The 15,838-nt window shown below is 68.8% G+C and carries 19 protein-coding genes, 1 pseudogene and 1 riboswitch; of the genes and pseudogenes, 10 read left to right on the top strand and 10 right to left on the bottom strand.

The features are described from left to right. On the bottom strand, positions 1 to 201 hold a 201-nt coding region (locus ACLJRL_RS40025; protein WP_410659361.1), incomplete at its 3' end, for a transposase. Between the two features lie 52 nt (positions 202 to 253). Here ACLJRL_RS40025 and ACLJRL_RS40030 point away from each other — a divergent pair. Then, entirely contained in the window at positions 254 to 481 is a 228-nt protein-coding gene (locus ACLJRL_RS40030) for a hypothetical protein (protein WP_410661632.1), read from the top strand. Positions 482 to 516: 35 nt separating this feature from the next. On the opposite strand, the gene ACLJRL_RS40035 is transcribed toward ACLJRL_RS40030, so the two are convergent. Next, on the bottom strand, positions 517 to 1,824 hold the full coding sequence (locus ACLJRL_RS40035) for a hypothetical protein (RefSeq protein WP_410661633.1): 1,308 nt from the start codon (positions 1,822 to 1,824) through the stop codon (positions 517 to 519). A 168-nt stretch (positions 1,825 to 1,992) separates the two neighbouring features. Here ACLJRL_RS40035 and ACLJRL_RS40040 point away from each other — a divergent pair, with 168 nt between their 5' ends. Next, positions 1,993 to 2,976: a LysR substrate-binding domain-containing protein gene (locus tag ACLJRL_RS40040; RefSeq protein ID WP_410661634.1), complete on the top strand. Its 984-nt coding sequence runs from the start codon at positions 1,993 to 1,995 to the stop codon at positions 2,974 to 2,976. A gap of 95 nt (positions 2,977 to 3,071) precedes the next feature. After that, on the top strand, positions 3,072 to 4,424 hold the full coding sequence (locus ACLJRL_RS40045; protein ID WP_410661635.1) for an alpha-lytic protease prodomain-containing protein: 1,353 nt from the start codon (positions 3,072 to 3,074) through the stop codon (positions 4,422 to 4,424). Between the two features lie 88 nt (positions 4,425 to 4,512). Here ACLJRL_RS40045 and ACLJRL_RS40050 read toward each other — a convergent pair whose 3' ends face one another. Next, positions 4,513 to 4,824 (bottom strand): DMT family transporter, encoded by a 312-nt coding sequence (locus tag ACLJRL_RS40050; RefSeq protein WP_410661636.1) that lies wholly within the window; start codon positions 4,822 to 4,824, stop codon positions 4,513 to 4,515. Between the two features lie 11 nt (positions 4,825 to 4,835). Then, positions 4,836 to 4,904, bottom strand: a riboswitch (guanidine-III (ykkC-III) riboswitch). A gap of 49 nt (positions 4,905 to 4,953) precedes the next feature. After that, on the bottom strand, positions 4,954 to 5,541 hold the full coding sequence (locus ACLJRL_RS40055) for a TetR/AcrR family transcriptional regulator (RefSeq protein WP_410661637.1): 588 nt from the start codon (positions 5,539 to 5,541) through the stop codon (positions 4,954 to 4,956). A gap of 59 nt (positions 5,542 to 5,600) precedes the next feature. On the opposite strand from ACLJRL_RS40055, the gene ACLJRL_RS40060 reads away from it, so the two are divergent. After that, complete coding sequence (locus tag ACLJRL_RS40060; RefSeq protein WP_410661638.1) at positions 5,601 to 6,146, top strand: SRPBCC family protein; 546 nt, start codon at positions 5,601 to 5,603, stop codon at positions 6,144 to 6,146. On the opposite strand, the gene mptB is transcribed toward ACLJRL_RS40060, so the two are convergent. Next, positions 6,050 to 7,498, bottom strand: a complete 1,449-nt coding sequence (gene mptB / locus ACLJRL_RS40065) for a polyprenol phosphomannose-dependent alpha 1,6 mannosyltransferase MptB (RefSeq protein WP_410661639.1) — start codon at positions 7,496 to 7,498, stop codon at positions 6,050 to 6,052. The two genes, ACLJRL_RS40060 and mptB, sit on opposite strands and share 97 nt — an antisense overlap. 109 nt (positions 7,499 to 7,607) lie before the next feature. On the opposite strand from mptB, the gene ACLJRL_RS40070 reads away from it, so the two are divergent. Both ACLJRL_RS40070 and ACLJRL_RS40075 read left to right on the top strand, forming a co-directional pair. Then, complete coding sequence (locus ACLJRL_RS40070; RefSeq protein WP_410661640.1) at positions 7,608 to 8,243, top strand: DUF4230 domain-containing protein; 636 nt, start codon at positions 7,608 to 7,610, stop codon at positions 8,241 to 8,243. Between the two features lie 102 nt (positions 8,244 to 8,345). Continuing rightward, a complete protein-coding gene (locus ACLJRL_RS40075) occupies positions 8,346 to 8,864 on the top strand; it encodes an SRPBCC family protein (protein WP_410661641.1) in 519 nt (172 codons plus the stop codon). Here ACLJRL_RS40075 and ACLJRL_RS40080 read toward each other — a convergent pair. The 4 genes and pseudogenes from ACLJRL_RS40080 to ACLJRL_RS40095 form a co-directional block, all read right to left on the bottom strand. Further along, positions 8,853 to 10,103 carry a cation:proton antiporter gene (locus tag ACLJRL_RS40080; protein ID WP_410661642.1) on the bottom strand — a complete coding sequence of 417 codons (1,251 nt, stop codon included), beginning with the start codon at positions 10,101 to 10,103 and terminating at the stop codon, positions 8,853 to 8,855. The genes ACLJRL_RS40075 and ACLJRL_RS40080 overlap by 12 nt on opposite strands. Positions 10,104 to 10,152: 49 nt before the next feature. Beyond that, positions 10,153 to 10,278: pseudogene (locus tag ACLJRL_RS40085) on the bottom strand (transcriptional regulator); the annotation flags it as partial. Positions 10,279 to 10,385: 107 nt separating this feature from the next. Further along, a complete protein-coding gene (locus tag ACLJRL_RS40090) occupies positions 10,386 to 10,781 on the bottom strand; it encodes a VOC family protein (RefSeq protein ID WP_410661643.1) in 396 nt (131 codons plus the stop codon). A 66-nt stretch (positions 10,782 to 10,847) separates the two neighbouring features. After that, a complete protein-coding gene (locus tag ACLJRL_RS40095) occupies positions 10,848 to 11,822 on the bottom strand; it encodes a helix-turn-helix transcriptional regulator (protein WP_410661644.1) in 975 nt (324 codons plus the stop codon). A gap of 93 nt (positions 11,823 to 11,915) precedes the next feature. Between ACLJRL_RS40095 and ACLJRL_RS40100 the strand changes: the two genes are divergently transcribed. From ACLJRL_RS40100 to ACLJRL_RS40115, 4 genes are all read left to right on the top strand, one after another. After that, entirely contained in the window at positions 11,916 to 12,479 is a 564-nt protein-coding gene (locus tag ACLJRL_RS40100) for a DinB family protein (protein ID WP_410661688.1), read from the top strand. A gap of 74 nt (positions 12,480 to 12,553) precedes the next feature. Beyond that, the gene (locus ACLJRL_RS40105) at positions 12,554 to 12,676 is read left to right on the top strand and encodes a hypothetical protein (RefSeq protein WP_410661691.1); all 123 of its coding nucleotides are present in this window, start codon (positions 12,554 to 12,556) and stop codon (positions 12,674 to 12,676) included. A gap of 202 nt (positions 12,677 to 12,878) precedes the next feature. Beyond that, the gene (locus ACLJRL_RS40110) at positions 12,879 to 13,649 is read left to right on the top strand and encodes a carbon-nitrogen hydrolase family protein (protein ID WP_410661645.1); all 771 of its coding nucleotides are present in this window, start codon (positions 12,879 to 12,881) and stop codon (positions 13,647 to 13,649) included. Beyond that, entirely contained in the window at positions 13,646 to 15,337 is a 1,692-nt protein-coding gene (locus tag ACLJRL_RS40115) for a flavin monoamine oxidase family protein (RefSeq protein WP_410661646.1), read from the top strand. Before ACLJRL_RS40110 ends, ACLJRL_RS40115 begins: the two co-directional genes overlap by 4 nt. On the opposite strand, the gene ACLJRL_RS40120 is transcribed toward ACLJRL_RS40115, so the two are convergent. Further along, the gene (locus ACLJRL_RS40120) at positions 15,301 to 15,813 is read right to left on the bottom strand and encodes a VanZ family protein (RefSeq protein WP_410661647.1); all 513 of its coding nucleotides are present in this window, start codon (positions 15,811 to 15,813) and stop codon (positions 15,301 to 15,303) included. The genes ACLJRL_RS40115 and ACLJRL_RS40120 overlap by 37 nt on opposite strands. Positions 15,814 to 15,838 lie beyond the last annotated feature (25 nt).

A 15,838-nucleotide genomic window follows, 5' to 3' on the forward strand; every position in this document is an offset into this window, starting at 1 on the left:
CAACCGCTCATGCGCGGTCTTCCACGGCCCATACCGTTCAGGCAGATCACGCCACGGCGCACCTGTGCGCTCATGCCACAGAATCGCGTTGATCACCTGACGGTGACTACGCCACCGCCCACCCCGCCGGCCCGTCTCCGCAGGCAACAACGGCGCGATCACCGCCCACGCCTTATCCGTCAGCTCACCACGACCAACCACAACCCAATTGTCAGCACACGATCATGAACAAGATCCGCAGGACACGCCCTAGTTGCTCCTTGCCTTCTGGACCGCTTCGACGACAGCCGGGGAAGCCCCGGAAACCTGGAAGACGAGCATCCCGGCGTTGAACACCGCCGGTGGGATGTTCTCGATGCCCGTGATCTTGCGGACGCTGAAGGTGTGTTTCCTGGTGCCGAGTCCCTTGATGGCGGCCTTGATCGTGATCGTCTGTCCGCTGAAGCTGATGGATCGGCGTCTGGCGTGGATGCGCTGTTGATCGGAATCAACCCGGCCAATATGGAAAGACGACGGTCAACCGGCTTCTGTTCTGGAATCCGTAGTCAGATCGTAGGGTTCGGCGTTGTTCCACAACGCCTCCGCTTCGCCGAGGAACGTCCGGTAAGCCGGGCCGTCCCCGGGCTGCAGGACGAATTGGGGTTCACCCGCGGCCTGGTAGGTGTAGTACTCCGCAAACAGGGCGGTGCCGGTCCCGATGAGGCCCACAGCGATCGGATGCATGACGAGCCGGACGGACAGGTCGCCGCCGGTCGATCGTTTCAGCTCCGCCAGTACCCGCAGGGTGTGGAGGACGCGTTCCCGCGCGCTTTCCGGTGAGCGCACGGCGTAGTAGCGGGATGCGGCGGTGTCGATCGCAGAGGAGTGCGGGTCGATCAGCACGAACCGGATCCGGGCCTTTTTCCTCAGCCGCTCCTCGAGTTTGCCGTAGTTGTTGTTCACCAACGTGTTGCGGGCCATGCCGGTGACGAGCAGGTCCGTCGCGTCGTCGATCGCCACGTTGAGTTCGGGGCCGAATCCCTCGCTGAAGACCGGCCGGCGCGCGCGGGCGATCTGGTCCGCCGGGGACAGGGGCCAGGGTGTGCCGTCTTCCCAGAGTCGATCCGCTTCGGCCGCGAAATGCTGATACCAAGGGGTGTCCTTCGGCTCCATCGCGAACACCGGCGCGGCCTCACCGGACGGGCGGTATTCGTAGTGTTGGACGCAGATCAGGCCACGCGGGCTCGAAACGTCGAGGCAGTTGAAGCCCGCGGACGAGATGCGGGAAGACACGCGGATCTCGAGCCTGCCACTCGTCCGGCTCCGCAGTGACGTCAGCTCGTCCAGCGTGGCGAGGATCCGCTGTCGCAGCCGTCCAGGTTCGAGGCTCTGAGAGATCCGGCGGTCGGCGACCTCGATGAGCGCTTCGTCGGTCGGGTCCAGCACCAGAACCCGGATACGGCCGCCTGCATCCAGGATGGACCGTATGTCGCTGCGCATGCCCTGCACGGTTCTGGTCATCGAGTGGCCGATGAGCAGGATGTCGAACGAGGCGGCGCGCCGGGAGATCAGGTCATCCGGGAACTGTGGCGCGAACACCGCGGCGAGGCCGCCTCGGTTCGAGTCCCGAACCTGTTCGGTCAGCCGCCGGGATCTGATCTGAGAGAAGGCGAGCAGGGCCAGCAACGCCGTGACCACCGACGAGAGCGTTTTGACGTCCGAAATCCCGGTGGCCCCCAGGACGGTGAACACCAGCGCGACCACGCCCAGGACGTACAGATCCAGGTTGTCATCGGTGATCAACCGAGCGAGTGACCGCCGGATCCGCCCACGCTTGTCCTGCACGAAACCCCCTCAGAATCCGACACACCGTCGGCGCTTACATTCCCATCACGGCTGGATTGTCATCAAGTCGCTGGGTGACATCGATGGCATGGGGATGATGGGGCGATTCCCTGGAAGAGAGTCATGACTTTGCTTGGTCTAGTCCACCTACGGCCCTAACGTAGAGGGATGGAGCTGGAACTGCGCCACCTGCGTATCATGTGCGCGATCGCCGAACTGGGAAGCATCACCAAGGCGGCGAACACGCTCGGGATGGCGCAGCCCGCATTGACCGCCCAGCTGAAGCGCATCGAACGGACGCTCGGCGGGAAGCTGTTCTTACGTGATCACACCGGGACCCGGCCGACGGCGCTCGGCAATCTGGTCCTCGACCGGGCCAAGATGGTGCTCCCGGCCGTGTCGTCCCTGCACGACGAGGCGGCGCGCCTCGCGCAGCACGCCGGTACGGGTGCGCCGGTGACGCTGCGGCTCGGGTCGGCGACGGGGCCGATGCTCGGGGCGCTCCTTCAGCGCCTCGGCACCACTCACCCCGACATTCATGTCGCCACGCAGACGCTGTGGTCGTCCAACAAACTGGCGGACATGACCGCCGAAGGCGCGCTGGATTTCGCCTTCGTCGGCGTCTGCGGTGACGCCGCGCCGCCACCCGAGCCCGGCCTCCGCTGGCGGACGCTCGCGCATCACCCGGTGTTCGTGCTGATGTCGGCTCGCGACGAGCGCGCGCAGCAGGACGAGGTGGAACTCGGTGAGCTGGCGGACGAACGATGGTGCGCCACGCCGGGTGATGGATGTTTCGGCGATTGTTTCGCCTCCGCGTGTGCGCGTTCGGGGTTCACGCCGCGTTCGCTGTACGAGACCGATGTGCTGACCTGCATCGAGATGGTCGAGTCGGGACACGCGGTCGTGTTGTGTCAGCCGCTCTTCCATGAGATCCCGGGCATTGTCGCGGTCCCGATCGCCGGAAACCCGTTGAGCTGGCGGAATCTCGTCGGCTGGTCGGAGCGAGGGGAGATGGGCGCCTTCGCCGCGGAGATGATCGCGCTGTCCCGCGTGGTCTACGGGGAACTCATCGACCGGCGGCCGACCTATTCGAAGTACCTGGAGTTGAACCCGGGTTACGGCGTGGACTACACGGACGCCGGCGTGAGCTGACCTGCGAAAAGTTCACCAAGAGGTCCGGTCCACTGGGTGGATATGACCTAAATGGTATGTACCATTCACGTCAGGTGCCTCGTACGGTTCGGACGATGAACCGAAAGATCGTAGCGGCCGCCGCGGCGGCCCTCACCGGTGCCGGGCTGGTCACAGCCTTGGCGTTGACGCCGAGTGCCAGCGCCGGGCAGGCCGTGTCCGCGGCCGACCAGGTCCAGTCGGAGATCGTCGCCGCCCTGTCCCGCGATCTGAAGATCAGCCCGGATCAGGCCAGGAACCGCCTCGCCGGTGAGCAGCGGGCGGCGCTGGCCGACAGTGTTCTCAAGACCCGGCTCGGTTCGGCATACGCCGGGTCTTGGCTCGACGCGAGCGGCGCCATGCTGACCGTCGCGGTCACCGACCAGGCGCTGGCCGGCGACGTTCGCGCCGCCGGTGCGACCCCGAAGGCGGTCACCCGCAGCGCGGCCCAGCTCGAGGCCGCGAAATTGTCGTTGGACGCCAGGGCTTCCCAGGCGCCGGCGACCGTCCCCGGCTGGTACGTCGACGTCGTCACCAACTCGGTCGTCGTGCAGGCCAACGCGGGTGGCGAGGCCGCGGCGATGTCGTGGGCGAGCACGTCCGGCGTGCGCGGCGATCTGGTGCGGGTCGAGACCAGCCTGGAGACGCCGGTACCGCTGATCGACGTCATCGGCGGCAACGCCTACACCTTCGGTTCCGGGCGCTGTTCGATCGGGTTCTCGGTCGAGGGCGGCTTCGTGACCGCGGGCCACTGTGGCACCACGGGTACGCGCACCTCGAACCCGAGCGGCGCGGTCGCCGGTTCGAGCTTCCCCGGCAACGACTACGGGTGGGTTCGCGTGGACGCGGGCAACACGCCGCGGCCGCTGGTCAACCGCTACCCGGGCACCGTGCCGGTGGCGGGTTCGCAGGAGGCCGCGATCGGCGCCTCGGTCTGCCGTTCCGGTTCGACGACCGGCTGGCACTGCGGCACCATCCAGCAGAAGAACGCCTCCGTGAATTACCCGCAGGGCACCGTCTCCGGCCTCACCCGGACCAACGCGTGCGCCGAGCCTGGTGACTCCGGCGGTTCGTGGCTCGCGGGAGACCAGGCGCAGGGTGTCACTTCCGGTGGCTCCGGTAACTGCAGCTCCGGCGGAACGTTCTACTTCCAGCCGATTTCGGAGATCCTGAGCGTTTACAGCCTGCGGCTGGTGACGTCCGGGTCGAACCCGCCGTCGAGCACCACGACGACCCCGACCGCTCCGACCAGTACGACGAGCACCCCGACGACGTCCAACCCGCCCACCGGTTCCTGGGCGCCGAACACCTACTACGCCGCGGGTGTGACGGCCACCTACAACGGTGGTTCGTACCGGGCGATCCAGTCGCACACTTCGCAGACCGGCTGGGAGCCGCCGAACGTCCCCGCCCTCTGGGCGCGCGCCTAGCCGCCGAGCCGTCCGGGACACACGCAGGGGTGCGCCCGGACTCGACCGCCCCCGACGTCGTCCGTGCGTCGGGGGCGGTTCCCTGTGCTCAGAGGACTTTCAGCCCCACGACGCAGGCCACGATTCCCACGATCAGCAGGATCTTGGCCAGTGAAACGGTTTCCACGCCCGACACCATGCCGTAGCCGACGGTGAGCGACGCTCCGATCCCCACCCAGACCGCGTAGGCGGTGCCGACGGGGAGGTCCTTCATCGCGTAGGCGAGGCCCACCATGCTGGCCACCAGCGTCACGCCGAAGATCACGGACGGAGTCGGTTTGGAAAGGCCCTCGGACCTGCCGAGGGCGGTGGCCCATACGGCTTCCAGGAAACCCGAAACGATCAGGACAAGCCAGGACATGGTGCGCTCCCAGAGCGCCGTCTTGTCGCTGGCCGGGTACGGCACCCACTCGTCCGGGGACCTCGTTCAAGAGGTTCCTTTTCCAGCATCGCACACGGTCCGCGCCGGGAGCCGGGAGGTTGACGGAGATCACCGGGAGTCCGAGAGCAGGGTGCGGGTGGTTCTGGTCACGAGGTCGACAGTGCGCGGGGGCGGTGCCTCGCCGCGGTCGAGATGCCGCCGGACCGCCGCGTAAGGAAGATCGACCAGTGCCAGCATGAGTTCGTCGGTGCTCCGACCGGTCAGCGGGCGCAGCCGGCGGACGACCTTGGTGATCGCCGCTTCGAGAAGGTGGTTGGCCGCGTCGGCGCGGGCCCGGTCGTCCGGGGACCAGTCGTCGACGCCGAGGGCTCGGTTGCCTTCGTAGAGCAGTTTTCCCTCGGCGGGATGGACCCGGCACCAGCGGACCACCTGCGCGGCGGCCTCGATGGCGGCCTCCACCGGCGGTTCCCGGTCCAGGGCTTCGAGATAGCCCTGCTGGAAACCGGTCAGAGTGCGGAGCCAGACGGCCGCCAGCAGGGCGGGGCGCCCGGGGAAACGGTGGTAGATCGACCCGCTCGGCGCCCCGACCTCGCGGGCGACGGCCGACATGGTCACCCCGGCGACCCCTTGGGCGGCGAAGATCCGGACGGCGGCGTCGAGGAAGTCGTCGGTGGTGTGCTGCGGTGGCCGGCCCATTTTCAGAGACTATCCTCTACTATGGTTTTAGGGGAAGGTCTCTAGAACTGGGAGGCGCGATGCGCGTACGGAACAGGCACTCCAGGATTTTCGCGGTACCGCAAGAGAAAGTAGGTGCGCTGATCGACACGCTGGCCGGGGAGGACGACCGGCTGTGGGCGTGCGAAGTGTGGCCGGCGATGAGATTCGACCGGCCGCTCGGCGTGGGAGCCGTCGGCGGGCACGGGCCGGTCCGCTACTCCGTCGAATCCTACGAACCCGGCAGGTCCGTGCGGTTCCGGTTCAGCGCGCCACGCGGCTTCGACGGCTTCCACGAATTCACCCTGCGCACAACGGAAGACGACGAGACCGAACTGGTGCACCTCATGGTGCTCCGGCTCCGCCACCCGGCTTGGTGCACCTATCCCTTACTGTGGCGGCCGATGCACGACGCCTTGCTGGAAGACTCCCTCGACCGGACGGAACGTGAGCTCACCGGAACGGTGCGGGTGCCCGCCCGGTGGAGCCTCTACGTGCGGCTCTTGCGGAGGGTGATCTCCGGCAGGTGGCCCTTCCGCTTCAGCAGCACCAAAGTGCCGCCGAGCAGGACGACGGCGATCAGGTAGCCCAGGATCAGCGAGACGACTCCGCCGTTGGCGGGCGGGAGCATGACGGCGAACACCGCGCTGACGCCGGCGAGGATCCAACGCGCCTTGCCGGTCGTCAGGCTCACCGCCAGCAACGCGACCGTCCACAGTAGATACCACGGCTGCACGACCGGGCCGAGGACCAGCATCGCCGCGAAGGTCAGCCCGGCGGCGTACAGCGGGTGCAGCTTCTCCCGGTAGGTGAGCCACAAGAGCCTCGCGCCGACGGCGAGGCCGAGGATCGCACCGATGAGCGAGAACACCTTGATCGCGCCGTCGGTCAGGTCCAGCCCGAAGATCTTGCCGATCCCGCCGACCAGGAAGCCGAGTTCGTTGGTCGGCGCCATCCAGCTGTGGACCTGCCCCGAAACGCCGGAGAGCACCCGGACCCAGCCGAAGCCGAGCCCGCTGCCGAGCGAGATCGCGACGGTGACCGCGGCGAATCCGGCGGGCAGCCCGAGCGCCACCGCGACCCGCCCGGCCGGGGTCGCGCGGCGGAACAGGTCGACCCCGACGAACAAGAGTCCCGCGACGGCCACGATCTTGATGTTCGCCGCGGCGCTCACCGCGATCACGCCAGCCGTGATGAGCGCGGGCCTGGCCGCGCCTGTCCTCGACGCGCCCATGAGGACGAGTTCCAGGCCGGCGACCATCAGGCCGACCATGATCCCGTCGTTGTGCACGCCGGCGACGATGTGCCACAGCACCAGCGGGTTGAGCACGGCCAGCCACAACGCGATCGACGGCGGAACGCCGACCCGGCGCGCGAGCCGGGGGATCGCCCAGGCCATCAGCGCGATGCCGATCAGTCCGGCCAGCCGGTGCAGCAGCACCGTCGGGACCAGGTTCTCCCCGGCGATATGGGCGATGCTGCGGGCCATCGCGACGAACGCCGGCCCGTACGGTGCGGGGGTGTCACGCCAGTAGTGGCTGACCGCCAGGGTCACCGGCGAATCGGGGCCGAGCGCCTCGGCCGGGCCGACGAGATAGGTGTCGAATCCCTTGGCCGCGATGACACCTTGCGCCAGGTAACTGTGGATGTCACCGCTGAACAGCGGGCGCGCGGCGAGCAGCGGCGCGCACCACGAGACCGCGATCCAGTGCAACCGCCGTTCCGGAAGCGCGGCGGCGAGCCGTCCGATGCCCAGCCACGAAAGCACCAGTATGCCGATCCCGAGCACACCCAGCGCCACCACCAGCACCGACGGCAGCGGGATCCCGGACGTGACCAGCACCAGAACGACGATCCCGGAGAACCCCGCCCAGTGCAGGGTCCGGATGTTCAAGGTGTTCGTTCCGGTTTTGCCCGGCGCGGGCAGGACGTTCTGCATGGGGCCAAACTACTCCAAGTGCGAAAACCGGTTCCGCCGATCGTCCGAGAAACGGGTTCGCACGCTTCGCTCCCGTGTCCGGCGGGTACCCCTGGCCTGGAAGGCGGTGGTGGGTGTGAAGAAACGCTGGGTGCGTCTCGGTGCGTTCGCCCTGGTCGGGCTCCTGATCGTCGCCGCGGCCCTGCAGATCACCGGGCTGCTGCCGAAGCTCGACCCGTTCGGAACGTCCACTGTGGACCGTTCGCAGCCCGCGGTGCTGCAGGCGGTCCGTGACCTGAGCCAGTACCACGCGGCGGTCGGCGACTACCAGGTCGTCGTCGACATCGAGAAGGACGTCAAGTGGGTACCCGCGGCCATCGCCGGGGAGCGGACCCTGTTCGTCGCGGCGGGCTCGGTCGACGCCTATATCGACTTCGGCGCGCTCGTGGAGAATTCACTGACCGTGTCGGAAGACCGGCAGGCGGTCGAGGTCCGGTTGCCGGAGCCGCAGCTGGCCAAACCGAACCTGGACAACGAACGCAGCTACGTCTTCGGTCAGGAACGCGGGCTGATCGACACCCTCGGCGCGTTGGTGTCCGTGCCGCAACAGCAGCAGTTCTACGTCGCCGCCGAGAAGCGGATCGCCGAGTCCGCGCAGCGCTCCGGGCTGATCGAGCGGGCCAAGGCCAACACCAAGGCGATGCTCACCGGGATGTTCCAGGCCCTCGGTTTCCGGGTGACGTTCCCGGCGGAACCGGCCACCTGAGCACGTCGGCGATTTGCGCGAATGTGCGCGCTTTCGCGGCGGGCCTTGACGGTGGCCCCCCACACTGATGGGCTGGCGGGAGTCACTGGGAGGTGCGGGCCGATGGCGATGAAGCCGAGGGGGAACCTGACTTACAGCGAACCGCTCGCCACCGGCGAGATCGCTGTCGACGCTCCGGCGGAAATGGTGTATCTGCTCGTGAGCGATCCTGTCGCCATGGCCGAGTGCGCCGAGGAACTCCGCAAGGCCCGCTGGATCCGGGGCGCGTCCGGGCCCGCCGTCGGGAACTGGTTCTCCGGCAGCAACCGCAACGGATGGCGTCGCTGGGTGACGCACGCGGAGGTCACGGAGGCCGAACCCGGGCGCCGGTTCGCCTACCGGGTGCGGACTCCGTTCTTCGTGCCCATCTCCCGCTGGGAGTACGAAATCACGCCCGAAGGCGAAGGCTGCCGGGTCACCGTGACGAACTGGCTGCGGGTGCCGCCCTGGTTCGTCCCGTTCGCCATCTTCATCACCGGGCAGCCCGACCGTGCCGGGACCAACCGCGCCAACATCGCCTCGACGTTGCAACGGATGAAGGCCCGGGTCGAGGGTCGCGAGTGGCGGACCCTAGTCCTCTAGTTGCCGTACTTCTCGCTTCTCCAGCCTGCGCATCACCGGCCCGGACAGGAGGCCGTGGACGAGCACCGATACCGCGATCGTGAGCGCCGTGGTGCGCCAGAGCGAGTCGGCCATCGGGAAATCGCCGTGGTTCAGCGCGTAGGCCAGGTAGTACAGGCTGCCGATGCCGCGGATGCCGAAGAACGCGATCGCTCTCGCCGACGGCCGGGTGGTGGTGCCGCCGAGCAGGGCCAGCGCGCCGAACAGCGGGCGCACGACGACCACCGCGGCCACGGCGACGAGGACTTCGACGAGCCGCAGGTCGGCCAGGAGCCCGTCTCCCAGAGCGACACCCAGGACGAGCAGCGCGAGCGCGACGAAGAGCCGTTCCAGCTGGTCACCGAATTCGTGCAGCACCCCGTGGTACTCGTGGGAGCGCTCGCTGGCGCGGATGGTCGCGGCGGCGGTGAACACCGCGACGAAGCCGATCCCGCCCAGCCACTGGCACAGCGCGTAGGGCAGGAACGCGATGGCCAGCACCACCAGGCCGTCGGAGTACTCGCCGAGCCGCAGCCGCTCGTGCCGGACCCGGAACATGAGCCATGAGAGCAACCATCCGCAGACGAGGCCGACGATGACGGCGATCACGAGCGGACCGGCGACCTCGGTCAGCAGCCAGGGCACGGCAGAGGTGGTCGCCGTGCCGGCCAGGGCGAGCGCGACCAGCACGAACGGCATCGCCAGCCCGTCGTTGAGCCCGGCTTCGGTGGTGAGGGTGAACCGGATCTCGTTGTCCGCGCCCCGCCCGTCTTCGTTGTGCGGGGCGGGCACCTGGACGTCGCCCGCCAGCACCGGATCGGTCGGCGCCAGCGCCGCGCCGAGCAGCAGCGCGGCGGCGGGGGACAGGGCCAGTGCCCACCAGCCGAGGAACGCCACCGCGCAGATCGACAGCGGCAGCGTGATGACCAGGAGCCGCCAGGTCGAGTTCCACGAACGCCAGCCGAGCAGGCGGTCCGATTTCAGGCCGGCGCCGACCAGGGACACCAGGACGCCGAGTTCGGCGATCACCTCGACGACGTCCCCATGCGGACGCGGATCGAGGACGCCCCCGCCGTAAGGCGGTCCCAACGGCAGAAGGCCGAAGAGCACCCCGCCGGCCAGCAGCACCAGCGGCATCGACAGCGCGCGCTCGTGCAGCAGGTTCGGCAACACCGCGGCGCACAACGCCAGAACGCCGGCTCCGGCGAGCAGTACTTCCATGGCGCCGGGGTACCCGGCCACCGGCCCGCGCAATCCGGATGAGGCCGAATTATCCTTTGTGGACCGCCAGGCTGACGCCGTGCGCGAGCCGGTACGGGCGAGTGTCCACAATGGCCCCGAGCAGCCGTCGCAGCCGGGACACCTCCGCACGCACGGTGACCAGGTGCTCGGCGTCCGGACCAGGTCACGCGCGTGCACCGAGACCCGCGCCATTAGAGGACTAATCGCATGGGTGGGTCGCGGGATGCGACGCGCCGGTGGTGGCCGATGCCGCCGCTCGGCTCAGGAAGCGGTCGCGACTTTCCAGAGATAGCCGTCGGGGTCGGCGAAGTAGCCGGAGTAGCCACCCCATTCGGCGCCGGCGACCTCCTTCACGATGGTCCCGCCGGCGGCCACCGCGGCTTCCACGACCGCGTCGACGTCCTCCCGCGATTCGGCGATGTGGTGGAAGGAGGAACCGCGGAACCCGGAGCCCTCCGCGGAGACACCGGCGTCCTGCGCGGCCGCGTCGCGTTCGTAGAGAACCAGCGACGGGGATCCTTCGCCCAGACCGCATTTCACGAAACCGGGGAAGTCCTGCTCGATCTCGCAGCCGAGGCCTTCGGCGTAGAACTTCTTGGCGCGGTCGAGGTCTTCGACGCCCAACATGATGCTGTTCACCTGCAACTTTGTGGTCATGTCGATCAGATTAGGACGGTCCGTTCAGCGTCGCTTCTCGATTCCTGACCGGTGGTCTTCGCGCCTTTAGTCCTCTACTTGCGTCCCGCCGGCGGCCTTCGCGTAGCGGCGTGCCAGACGCGCGAACGCCTCCTTGAGTTCAGGCGGCCCGACGACCTCGATGTCGGCGTCGAAGCGTCCGATGCTCGCCGCCAGCCCGGGCCAGGACCACGAGCCCGTAACGAGCCTGCAGCGGTCCGGCCCGAGTTCTTCGACGACGCCGTCCCGGGCGTACTGGGACACGGTGGCGGCGGGGAGATCCAGGATCACCTCGCCGTGGCACGGCCAGTCGCCGGAAGAGTCCGCGCCCCGGAACCTGTTCGCCACAAAGGTCGCGACGTCGGCGGCGGGCAGGTCGCGCGGGCTGAAACGCGGGCCGGTGGGCGTGCGCGGGGTGATCCGGTCGGCCCGGAAGGTGCGCCAATCCTCCCGATCGAGGTCCCAAGCGACGAGGTACCAGCGGCCGTGCCAGGTGACGAGGTGGTGAGGTTCGGCTCGGCGCGGCGGAGCGTCACTGTCCCCGTAGCCGAAACGCAGCACCTCACGGGCATGGACGGCGGCGCCGAGCGCCAGGAGGACGTCGCCGCCGACCCGGGGATCCGGCCGGACGGCGGGCGACTCGACGGCGGTGACCCGCAGGGTGTCGATCCGGTTCCGCAGCCGCGCCGGCATGACCTGCCGGACGGTGTGCAGCGCGCGCATCGCGGCTTCTTCGATGCCGGCGCCGCTGGTGGTGGCGATCTGGAGTGCGACGGCGAGCGCGACGGCCTGGTCGTCGTCGAACAGCAACGGCGGCAGTTCGGAGCCCGCGTCCAGCCGGTATCCGCCGTCGGGACCCTTGACGGTGGCGATGGGATAGCCGAGTTCGCGGAGCCGGTCGACGTCGCGGCGCACGGTGCGCGGGCTGATGTCCAGCCGCTCGGCCAGCAGTGCCCCCGGCCAGTCCCGGCGGGCCTGCAGCAGCGAGAGCATCGACAGCAGTCGCGCGGAGGTCTTCGGCATGGCCTCCATGATGCCCGTAATAGAGGCCACACCCTGTCCTCTACCCCTGCGAGAGTGGGTCCTGTGCCAGAAAACGACAACCCGGAGGGCCTGATGACCGCCACCATCCTCGACGCCGAGCGCGCCGACCTGCTCGAAGCCCTCGCCACCGTCCGCGCCGCGCTGACCGCCACCGCCCAAGGGCTCACCGACGGACAACTCGGCGAAAGCCCGGCAGCCAGTGAGCTCTGTCTGGGTGGCCTGATCAAGCACGTCGCCTCCATCGAAGAGCTGTGGCTGCGCTTCGCGATCGAAGGCCCGTCCGCGATGACCTACGACCTGCCCGAGGGCGTCACGTGGGCCGATATCGGCGCCGGGACCGCCCGCGAGTTCCCGCAGTGGGCCATCGATCACCAGAACAACTTCCGGATGCTGCCGGGTGACACGCTCGCCGGAATCCTCGAGCGCTACGAGCAGGTCGCCGCCCGCACCGCGGAGATCGTCGCCGAAATCCCCGACCTGTCCGCGACGCATCCGCTGCCGGAAGCGCCTTGGAACGAGCCGGGCGCGGTGCGCAGCGTGCGCCGGGTGCTGGCGCACGTCATCGCCGAGACCGCCCAGCACGCGGGCCATGCCGACATCGTGCGCGAGACCATCGACGGCCGGAAGTCGACCTGACCCGGACCTAAGCTCGCTCACAGCTTCCTGCCGTAGGGTCCCCGCCCGTCGGCGTCGGTGATCATGGTGGTGGGGTGCGCGAGAGTTCGGCGGAGCGGCGGTTCCGCCCGGAGATCCAGGGATTGCGGGCGCTGGCGTGTGTGCTGGTCGTCGTCTACCACGTGTGGCTCGGCCGGATCTCCGGCGGGGCCGGATGATCAAACGGCTCTTCCCGGCCGCGCTCACCGTGCTGCTCAAGCCGACGAGAACGTGGAGGAACCGCCGCTCGGCGGCTGATCAGCCCAGCAGCGAATCGTTGCGTGAGATCTCTGCATCTCGATGTGAATCACTGATCTAGACGCCGAACGGGCAATAATTCGGTCTTATCGGTGCATCGAAACGATCGATATCGTCGCTGGTATGAAGGTCGCAGTCCATCAAGGACCGTTCGTCGAACTGCCCGACGCCGTCGCCGCGTCCGGTGCCGACCTCGTGATCGCCGCCGAGATGATCACCACCGGCTACCACATCGGCGCCCGTTCCCACGAGCTCGCCGAACCGGCCGACGGGCCCACGGCGGCGCGGATGTCCGCGCTGGCCAAGGAAACCGGCGTCGCGCTGGTCTACGGCTACCCCGAGTCGGACGGCTCGCGGGTCTACAACAGCGTCCAGCTGATCGGCCCGGACGGGCGTCGTGCGGCGAACTACCGCAAGACGCATCTGTTCGGCGACCTCGACCGGTCGTGGTTCGCCGCGGGCACCGAAGCGGTCGTCCAAGCCGACCTCGGCGGCCTCCGGATCGGCCTGCTGATCTGCTACGACGTCGAGTTCCCCGAGCTGGTCCGGGCGCACGCGCTGGCCGGGACCGAACTGCTCGTGGTGCCGACGGCGCTGATGAGCCCGTACGAACTGGTCGCCGACACGCTGGTGCCCGCCCGCGCCTACGAAAGCCAGCTGTTCGTCGCCTACGCCAACCGCTGCGACACCGAACAGGAACTGACCTACTGCGGCCGGTCCTGCGTCGTCGCGCCGACCGGCGAGGTCCTCGCCCGCGCGGGCGCCGGGCCCGGGCTGATCAGCGCCGACGTCGGCCGCGCCGCGCTGCTGGCCTCCCGCACCGAGAACACCCACCTGGCCGACCGGCGGCCCGAACTGTATTCAGCACTGACCGAACAGGGACTTTCCGTATGACCTCCGCCGTCCCGACCGCGATCCATCACGACGAACCCGCCGGCCGCCCGATCACCATGTTCGGCCCCGATTTCCCGTTCGCCTACGACGATTTCCTCGCCCACCCGGCCGGTCTCGGCTCGATCCCCGCCGAGCGGCACGGCACCGAAGTGGCCGTGATCGGTGGCGGGCTCTCCGGCATCGTCACCGCGTACGAACTGATGAAGCTCGGCCTGCGCCCCGTCGTCTACGAGATCGCCGAGATCGGTGGCCGCCTGCGCACCGTCCGCTTCCCGGGCTGCCCGGACGACGTCGTCGCCGAGATGGGCGCGATGCGCTTCCCGCCCGCCTCGACCGCGCTCTTCCACTACATCGACAAGGTCGGCCTGGAGACGACGCCGTTCCCGAACCCGCTGGCGCCGGGGACGTCGAGCACCGTCGTCGACCTCAAGGGAGAGAGCCACTACGCGCGGACACCGGACGAATTGCCCGCGGTGTTCGGCAAAGTCGCCGCGGCCTGGGACAGCACACTGGCCGAGAAGGCCGCCTTCACCGAGATGCAGACCGCGATCCGCGAACGCGACACCAAGACGATCAAACGGCTGTGGAACGCACTCGTGCCGCGGCTGGACGACCAGACGTTCTACGGGTTCCTCTGCGACTCGCCCGCGTTCGCCTCGTTCCGCGACCGCGAGATCTTCGGCCAGGTCGGCTTCGGCACCGGCGGCTGGGACACCGACTTCCCGAACTCCATCCTGGAGATCCTGCGCGTCGTCTACACCGGCGCCGACGACGAACACCGCAGCATCGCCGGCGGCAGCAGGCAACTTCCCTTGCGGCTGTGGGAACACGCGCCGGAGGAGCTCGCGTTCTGGCCCGCCGGAACGAGTTTGAGCTCGCTGCACGGCGGAGCGCCGAACCCCGGCGTCGCCCGGCTGCACCGCACCGCGCCGAACAACGTCACCGTGACCGGCACCGACGGCCGCATCCGCACCTACCCCGCGGCGGTGTTCACCGCGCAGAGCTGGATGCTGCTGTCGAAGATCGAATGCGACGAGGCACTGTTCCCGATCGACCACTGGACCGCGATCGAGCGCACGCACTACATGGAGTCCTCGAAGGTCTTCGTCCCGGTGGACCGCCCGTTCTGGCTGGACCGCGACCCGGTGACCGGACGCGACACGATGAGCATGACGCTCACCGACCGGATGCCGCGCGGCACCTATCTGCTCGGCGACGACCCGGACGCGCCCGCGGTGATCTGCCTGTCCTACACCTGGGCCGACGATTCGCTGAAGTGGCTGCCGCTCTCGGTGTCCGAGCGGGTCGAGGTGATGCTGCAGTCGCTGCGGGAGATCTACCCGGGCGTCGACGTCCGGCGGCACATCATCGGCGACCCGGTGACCGTGTCGTGGGAGGCCGAGCCGCATTTCATGGGCGCGTTCAAGGCCAACCTGCCCGGGCACTACCGCTATCAGCACCGGCTGTTCACGCACTTCATGCAGGACACGCTCCAGGAGCGCCACCGCGGCCTTTTCCTGGCGGGCGACGACGTGTCGTGGACGGCGGGCTGGGCCGAGGGCGCCGTCCAGACGGCGCTGAACGCGGTGTGGGGCGTGCTGCACCACTTCGGCGGCGAGACGGACCCGGCGAACCCGGGGCCTGGCGACGTCTACGACGACATCGCGCCCGTCGCGCTGCCGGACTGAGAACGGCGCTTCGCCAGCCAGATCGTGCCGAGGGCGATGAGCGCTCCGGCAAGGGTGCCGAGGGTGTTCATCAGCCAGTCGTTGGTGTCGCAGGCGCGGCCGATCGCGGGCACGAAAGCCTGCAGCGCCTCGATCACCACCGATGATCCGGAGCCCGCGGCGAGCATCGCCAGCGGGCGCCGGGTGGCGAGCGAGGCGAAGCAGACCGGCGGGAGGAGCAGCGCCACGTTGGCCAGGAGCTCCACCGTGCCGAGCGTCGGGAGGGCGAACTGGACCGTGCAGAAGACGGCGTCCGCCGGGTAGCGCGTGGGCACCAGGGTGAGCGCGACGACCGGGATCAGGGACAAGCCGGTGAGTGCCCACAGGATTCGGGGCCTGGCCGACAGCAGATAGCCCGTTCCGGCACAGATGAGCGCGACCAGGAGCAGTGCGACCGGCACGAGCTCGGAGTGGTCCAGGAGGACGTTCGTGATCATGGCGGGCCGATCCTATGACGATCAG

It is taken from the genome of Amycolatopsis sp. lyj-112, from assembly GCF_046549055.1.
GTDB lineage: Bacteria > Actinomycetota > Actinomycetes > Mycobacteriales > Pseudonocardiaceae > Amycolatopsis.

Excerpts from the sequence above, each read along its gene's own strand:
- ACLJRL_RS40040 (WP_410661634.1), top strand. The coding sequence starts at position 1,993 with ATGGAGCTGGAACTGCGCCACCTGCGTATCATGTGCGCGATCGCCGAA.
- ACLJRL_RS40045 (WP_410661635.1), top strand. The coding sequence starts at position 3,072 with ATGAACCGAAAGATCGTAGCGGCCGCCGCGGCGGCCCTCACCGGTGCC.
- ACLJRL_RS40050 (WP_410661636.1), bottom strand. The coding sequence starts at position 4,824 with ATGTCCTGGCTTGTCCTGATCGTTTCGGGTTTCCTGGAAGCCGTATGG.
- ACLJRL_RS40055 (WP_410661637.1), bottom strand. The coding sequence starts at position 5,541 with ATGGGCCGGCCACCGCAGCACACCACCGACGACTTCCTCGACGCCGCC.
- ACLJRL_RS40060 (WP_410661638.1), top strand. The coding sequence starts at position 5,601 with ATGCGCGTACGGAACAGGCACTCCAGGATTTTCGCGGTACCGCAAGAG.
- mptB (WP_410661639.1), bottom strand. The coding sequence starts at position 7,498 with ATGCAGAACGTCCTGCCCGCGCCGGGCAAAACCGGAACGAACACCTTG.
- ACLJRL_RS40075 (WP_410661641.1), top strand. The coding sequence starts at position 8,346 with ATGGCGATGAAGCCGAGGGGGAACCTGACTTACAGCGAACCGCTCGCC.
- ACLJRL_RS40080 (WP_410661642.1), bottom strand. The coding sequence starts at position 10,103 with ATGGAAGTACTGCTCGCCGGAGCCGGCGTTCTGGCGTTGTGCGCCGCG.
- ACLJRL_RS40090 (WP_410661643.1), bottom strand. The coding sequence starts at position 10,781 with ATGACCACAAAGTTGCAGGTGAACAGCATCATGTTGGGCGTCGAAGAC.
- ACLJRL_RS40095 (WP_410661644.1), bottom strand. The coding sequence starts at position 11,822 with ATGCCGAAGACCTCCGCGCGACTGCTGTCGATGCTCTCGCTGCTGCAG.
- ACLJRL_RS40100 (WP_410661688.1), top strand. The coding sequence starts at position 11,916 with ATGACCGCCACCATCCTCGACGCCGAGCGCGCCGACCTGCTCGAAGCC.
- ACLJRL_RS40110 (WP_410661645.1), top strand. The coding sequence starts at position 12,879 with ATGAAGGTCGCAGTCCATCAAGGACCGTTCGTCGAACTGCCCGACGCC.
- ACLJRL_RS40115 (WP_410661646.1), top strand. The coding sequence starts at position 13,646 with ATGACCTCCGCCGTCCCGACCGCGATCCATCACGACGAACCCGCCGGC.
- ACLJRL_RS40120 (WP_410661647.1), bottom strand. The coding sequence starts at position 15,813 with ATGATCACGAACGTCCTCCTGGACCACTCCGAGCTCGTGCCGGTCGCA.